General features: G+C 64.0%; 16 protein-coding genes. 12 read left to right on the top strand and 4 right to left on the bottom strand.

What is annotated here, in order from left to right:
- Positions 1 to 80: 80 nt before the first annotated feature.
- Positions 81 to 851 carry a L,D-transpeptidase gene (locus AC1DX0_RS06445; protein WP_477218661.1) on the bottom strand — a complete coding sequence of 257 codons (771 nt, stop codon included), beginning with the start codon at positions 849 to 851 and terminating at the stop codon, positions 81 to 83.
- A gap of 517 nt (positions 852 to 1368) precedes the next feature.
- Here AC1DX0_RS06445 and AC1DX0_RS06450 point away from each other — a divergent pair.
- Positions 1369 to 1992 carry a LysE family translocator gene (locus AC1DX0_RS06450; RefSeq protein ID WP_477218660.1) on the top strand — a complete coding sequence of 208 codons (624 nt, stop codon included), beginning with the start codon at positions 1369 to 1371 and terminating at the stop codon, positions 1990 to 1992.
- Between the two features lie 58 nt (positions 1993 to 2050).
- On the opposite strand, the gene AC1DX0_RS06455 is transcribed toward AC1DX0_RS06450, so the two are convergent.
- A complete protein-coding gene (locus AC1DX0_RS06455; protein ID WP_477354700.1) occupies positions 2051 to 4843 on the bottom strand; it encodes an autotransporter family protein in 2793 nt (930 codons plus the stop codon).
- Between the two features lie 226 nt (positions 4844 to 5069).
- Between AC1DX0_RS06455 and AC1DX0_RS06460 the strand changes: the two genes are divergently transcribed.
- A complete protein-coding gene (locus tag AC1DX0_RS06460) occupies positions 5070 to 6392 on the top strand; it encodes a tetratricopeptide repeat protein (protein ID WP_477354703.1) in 1323 nt (440 codons plus the stop codon).
- A gap of 81 nt (positions 6393 to 6473) precedes the next feature.
- On the top strand, positions 6474 to 7928 hold the full coding sequence (gene xylB / locus AC1DX0_RS06465; protein WP_477354706.1) for a xylulokinase: 1455 nt from the start codon (positions 6474 to 6476) through the stop codon (positions 7926 to 7928).
- Between the two features lie 197 nt (positions 7929 to 8125).
- On the opposite strand, the gene AC1DX0_RS06470 is transcribed toward xylB, so the two are convergent.
- The gene (locus AC1DX0_RS06470) at positions 8126 to 8488 is read right to left on the bottom strand and encodes a nuclear transport factor 2 family protein (protein ID WP_477218656.1); all 363 of its coding nucleotides are present in this window, start codon (positions 8486 to 8488) and stop codon (positions 8126 to 8128) included.
- A gap of 113 nt (positions 8489 to 8601) precedes the next feature.
- On the opposite strand from AC1DX0_RS06470, the gene xylA reads away from it, so the two are divergent.
- Both xylA and AC1DX0_RS06480 read left to right on the top strand, forming a co-directional pair.
- Entirely contained in the window at positions 8602 to 9927 is a 1326-nt protein-coding gene (gene xylA, locus AC1DX0_RS06475) for a xylose isomerase (protein WP_477354709.1), read from the top strand.
- Between the two features lie 205 nt (positions 9928 to 10132).
- Entirely contained in the window at positions 10133 to 10336 is a 204-nt protein-coding gene (locus tag AC1DX0_RS06480; protein ID WP_475454560.1) for a hypothetical protein, read from the top strand.
- A gap of 70 nt (positions 10337 to 10406) precedes the next feature.
- On the opposite strand, the gene AC1DX0_RS06485 is transcribed toward AC1DX0_RS06480, so the two are convergent.
- Positions 10407 to 11387, bottom strand: coding sequence for a GlxA family transcriptional regulator (locus AC1DX0_RS06485; protein ID WP_477354712.1), 981 nt, complete (start codon positions 11385 to 11387; stop codon positions 10407 to 10409).
- 79 nt (positions 11388 to 11466) lie between these two features.
- On the opposite strand from AC1DX0_RS06485, the gene bcoG reads away from it, so the two are divergent.
- The 7 genes from bcoG to AC1DX0_RS06520 all read left to right on the top strand — a co-directional run bounded on the left by bcoG (position 11467) and on the right by AC1DX0_RS06520 (position 19392).
- Positions 11467 to 12390 (top strand): 3-dehydrocarnitine:acetyl-CoA trimethylamine transferase BcoG, encoded by a 924-nt coding sequence (gene bcoG / locus AC1DX0_RS06490; RefSeq protein WP_477218653.1) that lies wholly within the window; start codon positions 11467 to 11469, stop codon positions 12388 to 12390.
- Between the two features lie 14 nt (positions 12391 to 12404).
- Positions 12405 to 13037, top strand: coding sequence for an HD domain-containing protein (locus AC1DX0_RS06495; RefSeq protein WP_477218652.1), 633 nt, complete (start codon positions 12405 to 12407; stop codon positions 13035 to 13037).
- The gene (locus AC1DX0_RS06500) at positions 13034 to 14128 is read left to right on the top strand and encodes a carnitine 3-dehydrogenase (protein ID WP_477218651.1); all 1095 of its coding nucleotides are present in this window, start codon (positions 13034 to 13036) and stop codon (positions 14126 to 14128) included. The genes AC1DX0_RS06495 and AC1DX0_RS06500 overlap by 4 nt, the downstream gene beginning before the upstream one ends.
- Before the next feature lie 4 nt (positions 14129 to 14132).
- On the top strand, positions 14133 to 15296 hold the full coding sequence (locus AC1DX0_RS06505; RefSeq protein ID WP_477218650.1) for an acyl-CoA dehydrogenase family protein: 1164 nt from the start codon (positions 14133 to 14135) through the stop codon (positions 15294 to 15296).
- A gap of 87 nt (positions 15297 to 15383) precedes the next feature.
- Positions 15384 to 17462 carry an acetate--CoA ligase family protein gene (locus AC1DX0_RS06510; protein WP_477354715.1) on the top strand — a complete coding sequence of 693 codons (2079 nt, stop codon included), beginning with the start codon at positions 15384 to 15386 and terminating at the stop codon, positions 17460 to 17462.
- Positions 17455 to 18237, top strand: coding sequence for a carnitinyl-CoA dehydratase (locus AC1DX0_RS06515; protein WP_477354718.1), 783 nt, complete (start codon positions 17455 to 17457; stop codon positions 18235 to 18237). The genes AC1DX0_RS06510 and AC1DX0_RS06515 overlap by 8 nt, the downstream gene beginning before the upstream one ends.
- Before the next feature lie 216 nt (positions 18238 to 18453).
- A complete protein-coding gene (locus AC1DX0_RS06520; RefSeq protein WP_477218648.1) occupies positions 18454 to 19392 on the top strand; it encodes an alpha/beta hydrolase in 939 nt (312 codons plus the stop codon).
- Positions 19393 to 20021: the final 629 nt, after the last annotated feature.

Raw genomic sequence — 20021 nt, forward strand, 5'->3', positions numbered from 1 at the left:
GTCTCCCGAGGCGATGGTTTTCAAGGCACCTTGGCCTGTCTTGCCGCATCGCGCAACGGGAGAAACGGGAGGATAAACGATCACATGACGACGACCGGGTTTTTCTTCGAAACGCGGCTATAGAGGTCGATGATGTCCTGGTTGATCAGGCGCACGCAGCCCGACGACATCGCCTGGCCGATGCTCCACCACTCCGGCGAGCCGTGGATGCGGTAGCCGGTGTCCTTGCCGTCCTGGTAGATGTAGAGCGCGCGSGCACCGAGCGGGTTGGTGAGGCCGCCGGGCTGGCCGCCTTGCCACTTCACCAGTTCAGGCTTGCGCTGGATCATCTCCGGCGGCGGCGTCCAGACCGGCCATTCCCTTCCATACTGGATGTTGGCACGGCCGGACCAGCGGAAGCCGTCCTTGCCGATGCCGACGCCGTAGCGGATGGCGTCGCCGCCCGGCTGGACGAGATAAAGCATGCGCTCCTTGAGATGGACGACGATGGTGCCAGGCGCCTCGCCCGTTGTGTCGACGACGATCTGGCGGCGGAATTCCGGCTTGACCTTGAGATAGGGCACTTCCGGCACGTTGAAGCCGTTGTCGGTCAATGCGGCATACATGACATCGGCGCTGGTGATGTTCTTGTCGACGCTGATCGCGGGCCGCATCGGCGGCACGGAACCGGTAACCGTATTGTCGAGTTGGAGCATCGGCATACCGCCGTCGCCCGAGGTCGAACAGCCGGCGGCGCTGAGCAGTGCCAGCGCGCCTGCCCCGGACAGGATGGCGCGGCGGGAAATATGATGATCGGTTTCGATTGCGTCGCCGTTTCGTGGCGGCGTCAGACCTTGCGGCAACTCACGCATATACCCAAACCCTACGCTGTCGGCGGGAAGCACGGTCCGGCCGGATAGCGGGCATTTTCATCATTCATGGTTGATAAAGCGTGAATGCCTTGCGCTACCTGCATTTGCGCGGTTCCTGGCGGCATCAGGCCGTGCTGGCTGACCGCCAGACGAGCGTTCCTGCACAAAAAGACCCAGGTCGGGTCATAATCCCGGCACCGGCCTCTCCTACCCATCGGGCGATCAGCGAGGGGCCTCCATGTGCAAGACGTTAAAAACCGACATCAAGCTTTTCGGGGCTGCCATTGTCGCGGCCGCATTGGTTCTCGGTGCCGATGTAAGCCTCGCCGATATAGTGAGCACGCTGAGCGGCGCGAACTGACGCCGACCTGCCTTTGGCGCAATTGATAGCGCGGCAACTCCAGGAAAGGCGTGTGGCGGTCTTCCGCCCGCATTGCGTAAAAACGAAAATCAGACCTCTTTACATTCTCCCGGGCTTCAGGATTTATCCTTTTCCTTAACCCAAGGGAGAACAGACATGTCCTTCGAAAACTGGGCCGCTTTCGCCGCCGCTTCGACCATCCTCCTCATCATTCCGGGTCCGACCATCCTGCTGGTCGTGTCCTATGCGCTGGGCCAGGGCTGGCGCACCGCCTTGCCGATGGCGGTTGGCGTGGCGCTCGGCGACTTCACCGCCATGACCTTGTCGATGCTCGGCATCGGCGCGCTGCTCGCGGCTTCGGCTGGTGTCTTCACCGTCCTGAAGCTGATCGGCGCCGGCTATCTGATCTATCTCGGCGTAAAGCTGTTCCGCGCCGGCGGCGCGCTGAAGGCAGAACCCCGCACCGATGCGGTGTCCTCGGTCAAGATGATGGCGCATGCCTGGCTGGTCACCGCACTCAACCCGAAAAGCATCACCTTCTTCGTCGCCTTCCTGCCGCAGTTCCTCGACCGGCATGCCGATTTCTGGACGCAGATGCTGATCTTCGAGACGACCTTCCTGGCGCTCGCCTTCGCCAACGCCTTCGGCTACGCGCTGATCGCGGCGCGCGCCCGCAATGTCGTGCGCAATCCCAAGGCGATCCGCATCTTCAACCGCACCGGCGGCACGCTGCTGGTCGGCGCCGGCATCGCCACGATGGCGATGCGCTCGGGCAATTAGGCGGCCTGTTTTATTCGACCATCCGAAAGCCGGCTTCCGGTTTTCGGATCGGTCTGGTTCACCACTTGACGCTGAAACCCAGATTGCCCTCAAGGATGCGTCGATTGTCGCCGCCGAGATTGGTGGTGTAGTCGCCGGTGGCAAAGATGCTGACCTTGTCCGTCACCTCAGCGACGATACCGCTGCCGAACTCGAACGAGGTCGATCGGCCCTCGGTCGAGATGTCGGTGGTGTCGAAGCTGACCGTGTTGGTGCCGCCGAAATCATGCCAGATATTGGCTTTGAGGTAGGGCTGCAGCGCCATGCCGTTGATCGTTGTCTCGCCCTGCAGCCGCGCGCCCAGTCGGCCGGTCACGCTGCTGTCGGTGCCGAAGGAGACCGACGAGAAGCGGTCGTTGGTATCGTCGAGCGACAGATGCTGCCAGACCAGTTGCGCCTGCGGCTCAAGCGTCCAACCCTGCGCCAGCGCAATGGGATAGCCGCCTTCCAGCGATGCGGTGACGCCGGTGCCGCCGACATCGATGCCGATGTCGCGTGACGACGTCGCATTGCCGCCGAAGAAGGTGGCCATCAGGACGCTGTCCAGGTACCAGCCGCCCTGGCCGATGCGGGTCCAGTAGCCGCCGACGCTGGTGCCGTTGATGTCGAGCTTGCCGACGGACAGATCGTTCTGTCCCAGCGCCTGGCCGCGCAAATCGCCCTTCATGCTGGCATAGGCGACGAACAGCCCGGCGCGATCGATTCCGCCCGCGGCGGTCTCGCGCCCGAGCAGGTCGAAGCCGGCCTGGAGACCGAACAGCGTGCCGTCGAAGGAGGGCGACACCGTTCCCGACCAGCCCATTTTGGCGTCCTGGCCAAAAATGCGGCCCCAGACCGGTGACATCTCGTTGTCCGACAGCAGGCTCTGTTCGCCGCGCCGCTCATGGAAGGTGCCGAGCGTCGTCATCGCCAGGTGCTCGGCCACCGGCGGCAAGGCCGAATAGATCGGCACCTCGATGCGGTAGAGCAGGATCTGCTCACCGGGCGCCGGGGTCGGCAAATCCGGCACGGCGGTCGGCACCACTGGTGGCGGTGGCGGCGGGTCCGCGGGTGGCGCCGGCGGTGGTGGTGGGGGCGGCTCGGGTTGCGGGTCACTGGCTTGTACCGGCGGTGTCGGGTCGACCGGCGGATTGTTGATGTCGCCCTCGGTCGGCACCGGCACTGGCGGCAGCTCGGACGGTGGCGGTGGTGGTGGCTCGGCCGCGGGCGGTTCAGGTTCCGGCTGCGGGGTGGGTTCCAGCGCTGGCGGAGCGGCTGCCGGCGTCGCCGGCGTATTCAGCGTCGAGCGCAGATACCAGTTCTCGTCGCTGCCGGCGCTGACGCCGCCCTTGAACAGGTAATATTCGAAGGCACCCGCCGCAACCGGCGCGTCCAAGGCGAAGGCGCTCGCGCTGGACGTGGCGCCGTTGGTCGCCTGCACGACCATGATACCGTCAGCGGTGGTCTGTGCGCCGGCGCCACCCACATTCACCACCGCAATGCCGGTCGATCCGGAGGCGGTCCCGCCCGACAGCACGAGCCGGTCGGAATCGGAGTTGTCGTCGCCAAGTTCGGTCTGGATGAGCAGCAACCCGCCAAGCCCGGTGTAATTGCCTGATATGGTCAGCCGGTCAGTGGCGCCGGTTGTGCCGTTGGTCAGGTCGATGCGGCCGGCGTTCATCACTTCGGCCATCTGGCCTGCCGTAAAGGCGCGGATCTCGGCGTTGAAGCCGCCACCGCCATAGAGCGTGCTGGCAGAGTCGACATTGAGCGTACCCGTGCCGGTGCCGCTGTCGCCGAGCACGAGATTGCCGTCCAGCGTCAGTTCGGTGTCGTTGTTGGCGTCGATGGTTTCCCAGTTCTGGACCCGGCTGATCCCGTCGAGCTTGACGTTGTCGAAGGTGAGCGTGTCGGTGCCCGCGCCGCCGGTGATCGCGTTGGTGTCGCCGAGATTGGCATTGGTGAGGTTGCTGAGCTTGGCGGTGTCGTTGTCGCCGCCGAGATCGACGGAACCATAGATAATGCCGCCGTCGTTCCAGACGAAATTGTCGGCGCCGAAGCTCATCAGCACATCGCCGCCGACCGTGCCACCGGTGATGGTCACGCTGTCATTGCCGCCGCTGACGCTGATGTTGCCGCCGATCGTGCCACCCGAGAGGATGATCGTGTCCTTGTCGAAACCGGTGACGAGGTTGCGGTCGATGGTGCCGCCGGACATGTTGAAATAATTCTGGTCGAGCTTCATGTTGACGCGGCCGATGCGCCCGCCCGTCATCACGGCGTTATCGCCATCGTCGAAGAAATCGACGATGCGCCCATCGGTCATAGTGAACGTGTCSAGSCCGTCRCCCTGGTTGAGCGAACCGAYCTGGCCGCCGCTGATGTYRAAGTCGTCGATGCCGGCGCCYTGCTGGACATTGCCGGCGACCGTGCCGCCGCTGATGGTGAAGAAATCSGTGCCGCCGCCCTGRTCGACSGYGCCGGTGATGGTGCCGGACTGCATGTYGATGCGGTCGGTGCCGAYGTCRAARGTGACGTTGCCSSWKATCTGCCCGGTGCCRCTGGYGGGAAAAKTCAGYGTGTTGTCGCCGTTGGTATCAGTGAGGTTGCCGCCCGAATCGCCACTGTCGCAGGTGTAGAGGGTATTCCCCGCGGTCGGCCCCAGCACGCATGCAGCGAAGGCTGCAGAATCGGGCAGCAACGCAAGCGTTGTAGTTGCAAGAAAGCTAATAAGCCATGGATGGATTTGCCGAGGCTTTCGCTGCACAAAAGCAACGGATCCACCAATGTGCTCCGAACGGCTGTTCGGAAGCTGTATTTCAAAATGCCGCATCGCGTCCCCTCTCAGATCGCGATTACAAGCCCTTCGCCGCGCCGCAATGAAGCCACAATTCATTCGCTTTTACAAAGCCTAATCTACCTATCATGGTTGATGAACTGCAAAATCTACTGAATTAGAGGCGCGAAGCTGCACGGTTGGCGCGGCTGTGGCCCATGCGTTAAGATCGCTTTGGACCGAGGGGCAGCGAGCCCATGACCGGCCGATCGAGGGATTTTGCATGGCGATCAGGGATGGATTCGGCCTGGCATTTTCAGGCGCTACGGAAGCGGGGTTCACGCCCTACGGCCAGGCGGTGTGGGAATTGCAGTGCTTCGTCGGCGATCCCGTGGCCTCGGTCGACCGCGCCATCGCGGAAAATCCCGATTTTGTCATGGCTCATGTCTTCAAGGGCTATCTCTTCGGCCTTGCCACCGAGCGGGAGGCGACGGCCGTGGCCAGGGCCTGCCATGAGGCGGCGCTGCCGCTTGCCGCGACAAGTCGCGAGCAGGCGCATGTCTCGGCTCTTGGCCACCTCGCCAATGGGCGCTGGCATGACGCCGCCAGGATCCTTGAGGATATCGCCATCGAGACGCCACTCGACGCGGTGGCGCTGCAGGTCGGGCACCAGATCGACTTCTTCACCGGCAATGCCCGCATGCTGCGTGATCGCATCGCCCGCGCTTTGCCGTCCTGGCAAAGCGGCATGCCGGGCTACCATGCCATGCTCGGCATGCAGGCCTTCGGGCTGGAAGAGATGGGCGACTATATCAGGGCCGAGAAGTTGGGCCGCACGGCGGTCGAGATCGAGCCGCGAGACGGCTGGGCACAGCACGCGGTCGCCCATGTCATGGAAATGCAAAGCCGGCAAAAGGACGGCATTGCCTGGATGCGCGCCAATCCCGAGGCCTGGACAAGGGAAAGCTTCCTGCAGGTGCACAATTGGTGGCATTTGGCGCTGTTTCACTACGATCTCGGCGAGATCGACCAGGTGTTGGCGCTCTATGACGGGCCGATCTACGGCACGCCATCGGCGATGGCGCTGAACATGGTCGATGCGTCGGCGCTCCTGTGGCGGCTGCATCTCGGCGGCGTCGATGTCGGCGACCGCTGGACCGCGCTCGCTGCCAACTGGCCCAAGGCCGGAGCCGGCGACTACGCCTTCAACGATGCGCACGCGATGATGGCGTTTGTCGGCGCCGGGCTCGACGCTCCTGTCCACACCTTGCTCGAGGCGCAGCGCGAGGCGATGCACGGCAGCGGCGATAATGCGGCTTTCACCCGGGATGTCGGCCATCCCTTGACGCTGGCGATCAAGGCATTCGCCGAGGGCAGCTACGCCGAGGCCGTGCGCCTGATCAGGCCGATCCGCGCGATCGCCCATCGTTTCGGCGGCAGCCACGCACAGCGCGATGTCATCGACCTGACGCTGATCGAAGCAGCACTGCGGGCTGGAGACGGCGCGCTGGCCRGGGCGCTCACCGCCGAGCGTTCGATGGCGCGGCCGGACAGTCCGCTGTCGGCACTGTTTTCGCGACGCGCGGCCGATTTGTCAGAGAATTGACCGCAAGCCGATCTTGCCTTAAAAACTGGCTCGGCCAGATTTTTTCGAGATCCGAAAAAAATATTGGCATGGGAGGATAATATGTATCTCGGCCTCGACCTGGGCACGTCGGGCGTCAAGGCGCTGCTGATCGATGCCGGACAGATTGTTGTCGGCTCCGGCCATGGCTCGCTTGACGTTTCGCGGCCGCATCCCGGCTGGTCCGAACAGGACCCGTCCCACTGGATACGCGCATGCGAAGACGCGATCGCCGAATTGAAGGCCYCCCATCCCAAGCAGTTCGCGGCAGTGAAAGGCATCGGCCTGTCCGGCCAGATGCATGGCGCGACGTTGCTCGATGCGGCCGATCATGTGCTGCGACCCTGCATCCTGTGGAACGACACGCGCAGCTATGTCGAGGCGGCAGCGCTCGACGCCGATCCGCGCTTCCGCGCACTGACCGGCAACATCGTGTTTCCCGGCTTCACCGCACCGAAACTCGCCTGGGTGAAGAGCAACGAGTCCGCTGTCTTCGCCAAGGTGGCGAAGGTGCTGYTGCCCAAGGACTTCCTGCGGCTCTGGTTGACCGGCGAGCACATTTCGGAAATGTCCGATTCGGCCGGCACGTCCTGGCTCGATGTCGGCAAGCGCCGCTGGTCGCCGGATCTGCTCGCTGTCACCTCCCTTGACGAGAGCCAAATGCCGTCGCTGGTCGAGGGCACTGAGAAGGCTGGCGGGCTGCGCGGCGAGCTGGCGTCGAAATGGGGCGTCGAGGCCGGCATCCCGATTGCCGGTGGCGCCGGCGACAACGCGGCCTCGGCCTGCGGCATGGGCACGGTCGGCGCCGGCCATGCCTTTGTCTCGCTCGGCACCTCGGGCGTGGTGTTTGCCGCCAACGCGTCCTATCTGCCAAACCCGGCAAGTGCTGTCCACACCTTCTGCCATGCACTCCCCAACACCTGGCACCAGATGGGCGTCATCCTGTCGGCGACCGATTCGCTCAACTGGTTGTCGGAGATCACCGGCAAAGACGCAGGCGAGTTGACATCGGAACTCGGCGACACGCTGAAGGCGCCGACCGGCGTGTCCTTCCTGCCCTATCTCTCGGGCGAACGCACGCCGCACAATGATTCCGCCATTCGCGGCTCCTTCACCGGGCTGGCGCACGAATCGAGCCGCGCGGTGCTGACCCAGGCGGTGCTCGAAGGCGTCGCCTTCGCCTTCCGCGACAGCCTCGAAGCCCTCAAGACGGCCGGCACGACATTGACGCGGGTGACCGCGATCGGCGGCGGCTCGCGCTCGCGCTACTGGCTGAAATCGATCGCCACCGCGCTGCAGGTGCCGGTGGATATTCCCGCCGACGGCGATTTCGGCGCCGCCTTCGGGGCGGCCCGGCTCGGACTGATCGCGGCGACCGGTGCCGATCCGCTGGCCGTGTGCACGGCGCCGAGGACGGATGCCACGATCGACCCGGATGCTGGGCTTGGTGGGGCGTATGCGGACGCCTATCACCGCTACCGGGCGCTCTACCCGGCGATCAGGGGCGTTACGGCGTGAGTAAGTGCGAGGCACCCCCCTCTAGCCTGCCGGCCATCTCCCCCGCAAGGGGGGAGATCAGCAGCTCGGGCGCCTCGCTCATTGTTGCGGCGTCGGAGATTGGCGAAAGCCTGAGCCTCAGCCAATCTCCCCCCTTGCGGGGGAGATGGCCGGCAGGCCAGAGGGGGGTGCCTCGCACCTCCCTTACCCAGCTAACCTCATTGCGCCGGCACCTTGTCGAGGAAGCCGGTGACGCTCTTCAGGCGGCCGTTCTCGATGATGCCGATGTCGGTGCCTTCGATGACCGAAGGGACACCTTCCGGGCCGAGGTTCCAGGAGAAGCGGATCCTGTCGGCAAAGCCGTCCGGCGTGCCCTTCAGCGAGAAGCGAAAGCCGGCAAAGCGTTGCTGCACCCCATCGATGAGCGCGGCGACGCCTTCATGGCCATCGCCCTGCATGAGCGGATCGCGATAGCTGATGTCTTCGGTGAAGGTGGCCTTCAGCAATTCGGCGCGGCGGCCGGCATCGCTTTCGTTCCAGGCGGTGATGTAGCCCTCGGCGATTTTGTTGAGGTCGGTCATGGTCTGTCTCCTTCGTTGAGTGGCTTTGACACGATCCTTTTCACCCCACGGCAGACCGAAACCAATTACGCCTGAGGTAATCAGGGCGAACTATTCGAGAGAGGACAGAAATCATGAGCAGTGGATTTTTCGGCGACATCCAGAAGATCAAGTATGAGGGACCGGATTCGACCAATCCGCTGGCCTACCGGTTCTACAATCCAGACGAGGTGGTGGCCGGCAAGCGGCTGGAAGACCATCTGCGCTTCGCCGTCGCCTACTGGCATTCCTTCGCCTGGCCGGGCGGCGATCCGTTCGGCGGCCAGACCTTCGACCGTCCCTGGTTCCCCAAGGCCGGTGGCACCGACACGATGGAACTGGCGAAACTGAAGGCCGATGTCGCCTTCGAGATGTTCTCGCTGCTTGGCGCACCCTATTTCTGCTTCCACGACGCCGACGTGCGGCCCGAGGGCAAGGATTTTTCAGAAAGCTCTGCCCGTCTCGACGAGATCGCCGACTACTTTGCCGGCAAGATGAAGCAGACCGGCGTCAAGCTTTTGTGGGGCACGGCGAACCTGTTCTCCAATCGCCGCTTCATGTCGGGTGCCGCCACCAATCCCGATCCGGACGTCTTTGCCTATGCGGCGGCGACGGTGAARAGCTGCATCGACGTCACCAAGCGGCTGAAGGGCGAGAACTATGTGCTGTGGGGCGGGCGCGARGGTTACGAGACGCTGCTCAACACCGAYCTTGGCCGCGAGCAGGARCAGGCCGGYCGCTTCCTCAGCCTCGTCGTCGACTACAAGCACAAGATCGGYTTCAAGGGCACCATCCTGATCGAGCCGAAGCCGCAGGARCCGACMAAGCACCAGTACGACTACGACGTCGCCACCGTCTACGGCTTCCTCAAGCGCTTCGGCTTGGAGAAGGAAGTAAAACTCAATATCGAGCAGGGCCATGCCATCCTGGCCGGCCATTCCTTCGAGCACGAGCTGGCGCTGGCCAACGCGCTCGGCGTCTTCGGCTCGATCGACATGAACCGCAACGACTATCAGTCGGGCTGGGACACCGACCAGTTCCCCAACAATGTGCCGGAAATGGCGCTGGCCTACTACCAGGTCCTGCAGGCCGGCGGCTTCAAGACCGGCGGCACCAATTTCGACGCCAAGCTGCGCCGCCAGTCGCTCGACCCGCAGGACCTGCTGATCGGCCATATCGGCGGYATGGACKCTTGYGCACGTGGTCTCAAGGCCGCSGCTCGCATGGTGGAGGACAAGGCGTTGTCCGCGCCGCTGGCTGAGCGCTATGCCGGCTGGAATACGGCAGAGGGCAAGGCAATGCTGTCCGGCAAGCGCACGCTGGAAGACATCGCCGAGCGCGTGGTGAAGAAGAAGATCGAGCCGCAGCCACGCTCCGGCCGCCAGGAATTACTGGAGAACATCGTCAACCGCTACGTCTGAGGGCGGAAAGCCGATTCGTATTGCTCGAGGGGCGGCGGGGAACACTCCTCCCGCCCTGGAACGGCCTTGCGCCAAAGCGCTCATCCGGCGACATGGTTTGCCCTTTGCCGCCCCTCAATSACCTCGCTCTTGCCTTCAAACWGCCGTCACGTATCTCGTATAAGAGGGACCTTGTGGCGGGTGAAAAGGAAGGAGGCGAACCGATATGCAGCAYGAACGCGAAATCGACGCCCTACTGTCATCCGGCGAGACCGGATCGATCATCGACCGGCTGATGGCGCTGCCGCGGCCGACCGACAATGTGAAGAACGAATGGGATCGCGCTGTCAGCAGCCGATTTGAAGTCCGTCTGGCAAGGCAGATGCGCTCGCAGATGGACGCCGGCAGCGATCGACAGAACGCCGCGTAATCCCCTGGAGCAATTCCAGGAAAAGTGTGAGCGGTTTTCCGTCCGGAATTGCGACAATACAATAGACTGATTATCCTCGGCGCAGCCTGACCGGGGCTTCGCCAAAAGCTCTTGAAAACGCTCTGCAAAATGCCGCGGCGGACGAGAATCCGGTCCGCCCGGCAATATCCGCCATGGCCACACGCGTGTCGACCACCAGCCGGCGCGCCGCCCCCAGCCGCAGCCTCAGATAATAGGCGCCTGGCGTCTCGCCGATCGACTTGCGAAAAATGCTTTCCAGGGTGCGCGCCGTCACGCCGGCACGCTTTGCTATGGCTTCTATGGTCAGCGGCTGGTCGACATGCGCTTCCATCAGCCGGATGGCCTGCGCCAGGCKSGGATCGTAGCCGTCGAGCCGGCCAAGCGAGACCAGCGGCTGCGCATCGGTCGCCACGCGCGCCTGATCGTAGATGAACGCGCTTGCCACATCCAGCGCCACCGCCATGCCGAGCCGGGTGCGGATCAGGTGCAGCATCAGGTCCAGGGTCGGCGACGCTCCGCCCGTGGTGAACACCGGCCCATCGATGATGTATCGATCGGGGCGTACGTCGACGCCTGGAAAGGCCGACGAAAAATCCTCCATGTCCTCCCAATGGGTGGTGGCGCTGCGCCCTTCCAGCAAGCCGGCGCGCGCCACCAGCCATGTGCCTGCCTCGACGCCGCCGCAGGCGCGGGCCGACCGTGCCGCCCGGCGCAGGCCGGCGAGCAAGGCAGASGTGGCATAGTTCTGSGTGCCGAAGCCSGCGACSACGACMAGSACRTCGGTARSCTCCGYCGCATCGAAACGGCCGYTGACCGCCACSGGCAGGCCGCAWGTSGTGACCGGCGCCTCGCCGGTSACCGARACCARTTTGAARTCGAACAGSGTYTCGCCGGCGATGCGGTTGGCSGCRCGCAGCGGATCGACGGCGCATGCCACGCACATGATGGATGCTCCCGAAAACACCAGCATCGTCACCTTGAGCGGCGACTGCTCGGCGCGAAAGATTGTCGCTTTTTCGTTTTTTATCATGACGCCTTCGTAAAACGTAAAGCAGTCTCCCGCAAGTCGCGCAATGCTGTGCTCTCTGTTTGATTGGGAGGAGAATTCCATGCCGCTTGCGATGAACCGGGAGGTCTTCATTACCTGTGCCGTGACCGGGTCCGGCGGTTCGCAGGATCGCAGCCCGCATGTGCCGCGCTCGCCCAAGCAGATCGCTGATTCGGCCATCGACGCGGCCAAGGCCGGTGCTGCCATCGTCCATTGCCATGTGCGYGACCCCGAGACCGGCAAACCGCGCCGCGACGTGCATCTCTACCGCGAGGTCACCGAGCGTATCCGTGACGCGAACGTCGATGTCATCCTGAACCTCACCGCTGGCATGGGCGGCGACATGGTGTTCGGCTCGCCCGAGGCGCCGCTGCCGCTCAACGAAAAAGCCACCGACATGGGCGGCGCCACCAACCGCATGGAACATGTGCGCCAGTGCCTGCCGGAAATCTGCACGCTCGACTGCGGCACCATGAACTTCGCCGAAGCCGACTACGTCATGACCAACACGCCCGGCATGCTGCGCGCCATGGGCGGCATGATGACGGCGCTCGGCGTCAAGCCGGAGATCGAGGCCTTCGACACCGGCCATCTCTGGTTCGCCAAGCAGCTGGTCGAGGAAAAGGTGCTCAACCCCGATGCGCTGGTGCAGCTCTGCATGGGCGTGCCGTGGGGTGCGCCTGATGACCTCAACACCTTCATGGCCATGGTCAACAACGTGCCGTCGACCTGGAACTGGTCGGCTTTCGCCATCGGCCGCAACCAGATGGCCTATGCCGCGGCCGCGGTGCTGGCCGGCGGCAATGTCCGCGTTGGGCTTGAAGACAATCTCTGGCTCGACAAGGGCGTGCTGGCCACCAATGCGCAGCTGGTCGAGCGTGCCGCCAGCATCGTCACCAATCTCGGCGCCCGGATCCTGGGACCGGAAGAAGTGCGCAAGAAGCTCAACCTGACCAAGCGGGCGCCAATCGCAGCCGCGGCGTAAGGCAGGATCTGGCGATGGCTACAACCGTCAAGTTCACCGCGATGAAGGATGGCGACAAGGACGACTACGAGTTCCTGACCGCCCATGAAATCGACTATGCCGCCAAGACCGGCGATCGTCTGCTCGACGCCCTGGTCCAACTCGACGAGGGTCTTTCCGGTTACAAGATCACCCGGCTCGGCCATTCGCTGCAGGCAGCGACGCGTGCCTGGCGCGATGGCGCCGACACCGACTGGATCGCCTGCGCGCTGCTGCATGACATCGGCGACATTTACGCGCCCTACAATCACGACGAATACGCCGCTTCGATCCTGAAGCCGTTCGTGCGCGAGCAATGCACCTGGGTGGTGGAGAAGCACGGCGACTTCCAGCGCCTCTATTACGCCCATCATCTTGGCGGCAACCGCCATGCCCGCGACCGCTTCGCCGATCACGCCTATTTCGACGATTGCGACCAGTTTTGCGAACGCTGGGACCAGTCGAGCTTCGACCCCGACTATGAGACGCTGTCGATCGCGTTCTTCCGGCCCTTCGTGCTCGAAGTCTTTGCCCGCAAGGCCTACGACCCAGCAGTCATCCGCGCCGGCGAGCGCGTGCCTCTCCTAGATCCCACTTTAGCCAAGACAAGAACCGGAGCTTCCGCATGAGCATCATCAACAAGGCAGCCGCCATCGGCGGCGGTGTCATCGGCGCCGGCTGGGTGGCGCGCCTGCTGCTCAACGGCATCGACGTGTCGATCTTCGATCCCGATCCCGAGGCCTCGCGCAAGGTCTCGGAAGTGATGAAGGGCGCGCGCCGCGCCTACAAGCAGATGGTGCCCGGCGGGCTGCCGAAAGAGGGGAAGCTGACCTTCGCCAAAACCATCGCCGAGGCGGTGGCCGATGCCGATTTCATCCAGGAAAGCGTGCCGGAGCGGCTCGACCTCAAGCACAAGGTGCTGGCCGAGATCGACGCCCATGCCCCGGCCAACGCCATTGTCGGCTCATCCACATCAGGCATCAAGCCGACCGATATGCAGGTGGCGATGAAGAACCATCCCGAGCGGCTGGTCGTCGGCCACCCGTTCAATCCGGTCTATCTCCTGCCGCTGGTCGAGATCGTCGGCGGCGAGCAGACTTTCCCGGAAGCCATCGAGGTCGCCAAGGAGATCTACGCGTCGATCGGCATGAAGCCGGTCGTCATCCGCAAGGAGATCGAGGCCTTCGTCGGCGACCGTCTGCTTGAGGCGGCATGGCGCGAGGCGCTGTGGTTGATCAAGGACGGCATCTGCACGGTCGAGGAACTCGACGACATCATGCGCTATGGCTTCGGCCTGCGCTGGGCGCAGATGGGCATGTTCCAGGTCTATCGCGTCGCCGGCGGCGAGGCCGGCATGCGCCACTTCATGGCGCAGTTCGGGCCGTGCCTGAAATGGCCGTGGACCAAGCTGATGGATGTGCCGGAATTCAACGACGAACTGGTCGACCTGATCGCCACCCAGTCGGACGACCAGGCGCACGGCCTGTCGATCCGCGAGCTGGAAAAGATCCGCGACGACAACCTGGTCGCGATCATGGATGCGCTGTCGAAGCAGAACAAGGGCAAGGGCTGGGGTGCCGGCGCSYTGCACAAGAACTATACCAAGCARCTSGCCAAGCTGGCGGCGAAGAAGCCGGCGGCCTCAAAGGCGGCCGAGACGGCCAAGGCTTCGAAGCCGGTGAAGAAGGCGGAAAAGCCGAAGAAAAAGAAGAAGGGCTGAGACCATGGATTTCGGTCTKTCGGAAGAGCARAAGCTTATTATCGAGACAACGCGCGCGTTCGTCGAGAATGAGCTTTACCCGCATGAGCGCGAGGTCGAGCGCACCGGCGTGCTGCGCCGCGAGCTGATCGAAGAGATCAAGGCCAAGGCCATCGAGGCCGGGCTCTATGCCGCCAACATGCCGGCGGATGTCGGTGGCGCCGGCTTGGATACGGTGACCTGGCTGCTTTACGAAAAGGAGCTTGGCCGCGCCAACTATGCGCTGCATTGGACCTGCGTGGCGCGTCCCTCCAACATCCTGTTGGCCGGAACGCCGGAGCAGCGCGAAAAATATCTGTTCCCTTGCATCCGTGGCGAGAAATGGGACTGCCTGGCGATGACCGAGCCCGGCGCCGGCTCCGACCTGCGCGGCATGAAGGCGACCGCGGTGCAGGATGGCGACGATTGGGTGCTCAACGGCACCAAGCATTTCATCAGCCACGCCGATCTCGCCGATTTCGCCATCGTCTTCATGGCTTCCGGCGAGGAGGATTCGCCGCGCGGAAAACGCAAGAAGATCACCGCCTTCTTCGTCGACAAGGGCACCAAAGGTTTCACGGTGCGCGACGGCTACCGCAACGTCTCGCATCGCGGCTACACCAACGCCATYCTCGAATTCGACGACTGTCGCTTGCCCGCAAGCCAGGTACTCGGTGAAGTGCACAAGGGTTTCGACGTCGCCAATTCCTGGCTGGGTGCCACGCGCCTGCAGGTTGGCGCCACCTGCCTCGGCCGTGCCGAGCGGGCGCTTGGCCATGCCATAGAGTATTCCGCGCAACGCCAGCAGTTTGGCCAGCAGATCGGCAAGTTCCAGGGCGTATCGTTCAAGCTCGCCGACATGGCGACGGAACTGAAGGCCGCCGACCTGATGGTGTTCGAAGCCGGCTGGAAGTACGATCAGGGCACCGTTACCGATCAGGACATGGCCATGGCCAAGCTGAAGGCCACCGAAATGCTCGCTTTCGTCGCCGATGAGGCCATCCAGGTTCATGGCGGTATGGGGCTGATGGACGACCTGCCGCTGGAGCGCATCTGGCGCGACGCCCGCGTCGAGCGCATTTGGGAAGGCACTTCGGAGATTCAGCGACATATTATTTCGCGGGCGCTGCTGCGTCCGTTCGGCGCTTAGAGCATGATCGCCCAAAGTCGGGATTCGGCTTTGTCGGACAAACGAGATCGTTTGTCCTGGAGATGATGCTCAAACGAAAAGATGACCATGCATAAACTCGAACGTCTCCTGCGCCCGAAATCGATCGCCGTGTTCGGTGGCGTGCAAGCGGCCGCCGTCGTTGCGCAGTCGATCAAGATGGGTTTTGCCGGCGAAATCTGGCCGGTGCACCCGACCAAGGACGAGGTCGCCGGACGCAAGGCCTATCGTTCGGTCGCCGATCTGCCCGGCGCGCCGGATGCCGCCTTTGTCGGGGTCAACCGGCATCTGACGATCGAGGTGATCAAGGCGCTGGCCGAACGTGGCGCCGGCGGCGCCGTCTGCTTTGCCGCAGGCTTCCTCGAAACCGAGGCCTATGATGACGACGGCGAACGGCTGCAGGGTGAACTGGTCGMYGCCGCCGGCGARATGCCGATCATCGGGCCGAACTGCTACGGCCTGATCAACTATGCCGACGGCGCGCTTTTGTGGCCCGACCAGCAYGGCGGCATCAGGCTGGAAGAAGGCGGCAAGGGCGTTGCCATCATCACCCAGTCCTCCAATATCGCCATCAACATGACGATGCAGAAGCGCGGCCTGCCGATCGCTTTCCTGATGACGGCCGGCAACCAGGCGCAGACCGGCCTTTCCGAAATGGCGCTCGGCCTGATCGAGGACGATCGGGTGACATCGCTCGGCTTGCACATCGAAGCGTTTGACTCCGTAGCCGGCTTCGAACGGTTGGCCGCCAGGGCGCGCGAGCTGAAAAAACCGATCATCGCCATGAAGGTCGGGCGTTCCGAGCAGGCCAGGCAAGCAACCGTCTCGCATACCGCCTCGCTGGCAGGTTCGGATGCGGCCTCGGGTGCCTTCCTGAGGCGGCTCGGCATTGCGCGCGTCGATTCCATTCCTGCCTTCATCGAGGCTCTGAAGCTGCTGCACATCACCGGCCCGCTGCCCGGGTACAGACTGTCGTCGATGAGCTGTTCGGGCGGCGAGGCTTCCGTCATGGCCGACAGCGCCGAAGGGCGCTGGGTCAACTTCCCGGTTCTGACGGAAAAACACCGCGCCCATGTCAAATCGACGCTCGGGCCGCTGGTCGCGGTCGCCAACCCGCTCGACTACCACACCTTCATCTGGAACAACGAGCCGGCAATGACCGCCACCTTCACCGCCATGGTGTCGGGTGGCTTCGACCTCAACATGCTGGTGCTCGACTTTCCGCGCCCGGACCGCTGCTCGGTCACCGACTGGTGGGCGACGCTGCGCGCTTTCGAATCGGCGCTGAAGACCAACAAGGCGCATGGCGCGATCGTTTCCTCGCTGCCGGAAAACCTGCCCGAGGAATACACCGCCGAACTGATGGCGCGGGGCATGGTGCCTCTGTTCGGTATTTCCGAGGCGATGGATGCCGCAGGCGCAGCAGCCTTCATCGGCTGGGCGTGGGCTGAACCGCAGGCGCAGCCGATCGACACCTCTGCTTCCGGCGCTGCCGGCGGCGATCATGTCACGCCTGATGAGGCCGAGGCCAAGGCGAGGCTGATCAAGGCCGGGCTTCCGGTGCCGAAAGGCGAGCGCGCCGGCAATGCGGTCGAGGCTGTGATCTCGTCGATGGCGCTCGGCTTTCCCGTTGCCCTGAAGGCGCTGGGCGTCGCCCACAAATCCGAGGTCGGCGCTGTCAGGCTCAACCTCAAGGACGCCGAATCCGTCAGCACGGCGGCGCATGATCTGCTGCCGCTCGGCACTGGGCTCTATGTCGAGCGCATGGTGCGCGATGGCGTCGCCGAATTGATCGTCGGCTTCACCAGGGATCCGATGTTCGGCGCGGTGATGACGCTGGGCACTGGCGGCGTGCTGGTCGAATTGCTGCGCGACAGCGTCACCTTGATGCTGCCGGCGACACGCGACGATATCGAGGCCGCACTGCGCGGCCTCAAACTGTTCCCGTTGCTCGAAGGCTATCGCGGCAGGCCCAAGGCCGACGTTGCGGCCGCCATCGACGCCATCGCGGGCATCGCCGGATTCGTGCAGAAAAATGCCGGCGAGATCGAGGAACTCGACATCAACCCGCTGATCGTCTGCGTCGAAGGCAAGGGCGCCTGGATCGCCGACGCGCTGCTGGTGCTGGGAGAGAACAAGAATGTCTGACGTCATTTCGACCCGCCGGGAAGGCTCGATCCTCGAGGTCACGCTCGACCGACCCAAGGCCAATGCCATCGACCTCAAGACCTCGCGGCTGATGGGCGAGACTTTCAAGGCGTTCCGCGACGATCCGGAATTGCGTGTCGCAATCGTCAAGACATCAGGCGACAAGTTCTTCTGCGCCGGCTGGGACCTGAAGGCCGCTGCCGGCGGCGACGCGGTCGATGGCGACTATGGCGTCGGCGGCTTCGCCGGCCTGCAGGAACTGCGTGACCTCAACAAGCCGGTCATCGCTTGCGTCAATGGCATGGCTGTCGGCGGCGGCTTCGAACTGGCGCTGTCCTGCGACCTCATCTACGCCTCCGATCACTCTTCCTTCGCACTGCCCGAAATCCGCGCTGGCACGCTGGCCGACGCCGCGACGATCAAGCTGCCGAAGCGCATCCCCTATCATGTCGCCATGGACCTGCTGCTCACCGGCCGCTGGATGGATGTCGCCGAGGCGCATCGCTGGGGCCTGGTCAACGAAGTGCTGCCCAAGGAAAAGCTCGAGGACCGCGTTTGGGAGATCGCCCGCCTGCTCGCCAGCGGCCCGCCGCTGGTGTTTGCGGCGATCAAGGAGACGGCGCGGGTGGCCGAAGCGCTGACCTTCCAGGATGCMATGAACMRGGTGACGCGCCGCCAGTTGSCGACGGTCGATGCSCTCTACGGYTCCGAGGACAATATGGAAGGTTTCCGCGCTTTCGCCGAAAAGCGTGATCCGGTGTGGAAGGGGAAGTGATTCTGCGGAAATGATAGCGCGAAGCACCCCCCTCTGCCCTGCCGGGCATCTCCCCCGGAAGGGGGGAGATCGGATGTCATCTCTGCTTTCGCCAATCACCAGCGCCGCAAGAACAGCGCCGCGACCAAAGTTGCCAATCTCCCCCCTTGCGGGGGAGATGTCCGGTAGGACAGAGGGGGGTGCCTCGGCTCAACCTGTGCAGTCGGCGCAGCCAGCATGACCGACTACAAAACCCTCATCGACACCGAGACCTGGGCTTTCATCGAGCGCACCAATTCCTATTATCCGCCCGACACGATCGATTACACGATCACCCAGCAGCGCGCGATCTACGACCGCATGTGCCGGGAATTCTTTGCCGGCTACCCCGAAGGTGTCGCGGTCGAAACCTCTTCGATAGCAACGGCTACGCACAAAATCCCGATCCGCATCTACCGTACCGCCCCGCAACCTGCAGCAACGGTGCTCTACATCCATGGCGGCGGCTTCATTCTCGGCGGGCTGGACAGCCATGACGATGTCTGCGCCGAACTTTGCGCGCGYACCGGCTACGAAGTGGTCTCGGTCGATTACCGGCTGGCGCCGGGACATCTGCATCCGGCCGCCTTCGACGATGCGATGACCGCCTTCGAATGGGCTGCGTCCACCCGCGATCGCCCCATCCTGCTCTGCGGCGACAGCGCCGGCGGCAATCTCTGCGCCGCCGTCAGCCACGCCACGCGCGGCCACGCGAAACGGCCGGTTGGCCAGGTGCTGATCTATCCCGGCCTCGGCGGTGACCGCTCGAAGGGTTCCTATCTCACGCATGCCGAAGCGCCGATGCTGACCATGCGCGATCTCGAATTCTACAAGCATATCCGCACCGGCGGCGCCGACCGGACCGGCGATGTAACGCTGTCGCCGCTGGCCGACACCGATTTCGCCAATCTGCCGCCGACGGTGCTGATCACCGCCGAATGCGACCCGCTGTCGTCCGACGGCGAGACCTATCGCGACCGGGTCATCGCGGCGGGCGGGCGAGCCACCTGGTTCGAGGAGCCGGGTTTGGTGCATGGCTATCTCAGGGCCCGGCACACGGTCGGCCGCGCCCGCGAAAGTTTCACGCGGATCGTCGACGCAGCCGCTGCGCTCGGACGAGGCGCCTGGGTGTGGTGAGCATTTTCCCTGTCCTGTGAGTTGGACATGATCGGACAGGGATGCGCAATGCAGGTGCAATGCAGGCGGTGCAGACCACGCTGGGTTTGACCGACAGCAGGACATCACAGACATGACCAGGCTTCGAAGCGCGTTGGCGCTTCTTCTTTGCGCCGCGACGCTCAGCGCATGCGGCGATACGGACGATTATCGCGACCGCCCCTGGCGCGACCACCACTGGCGCGACCGCGACCACCGACCCGACAGGCCGTGGAGGCCGGACAGACCCTGGCGCCCCGACAGACCTGATAGGCCGGATCGCCCCGACAGGCCCGACTGGCCGGGCAGGCCAGATCGCCCGGACCGGCCTGATCGACCAGATAGACCAGACCAGCCCGATAGGCCGGACCGCCCCGATTGCGGCGGACCTGCAATTGACTGCGCGCCACGGCCGGACATGCAACCCGGCGGCCCCGACTGCGCTGGCGGCTCGGCGACGACGCCGTCGCCCGACTGTATCGAGCCGCGCCGGCGCCGGCATCTCTGATCGCGGGCAGGCATATATCTTAGGCCAAAACCTGCTCTCGAATTTCTATGCAGCCAGCGACTATGCAATTCCGGGCCGCCGTTTGACTGGCGGCCCGACCGAC

It is taken from the genome of Mesorhizobium sp. P3_A9, from assembly GCF_056402975.1.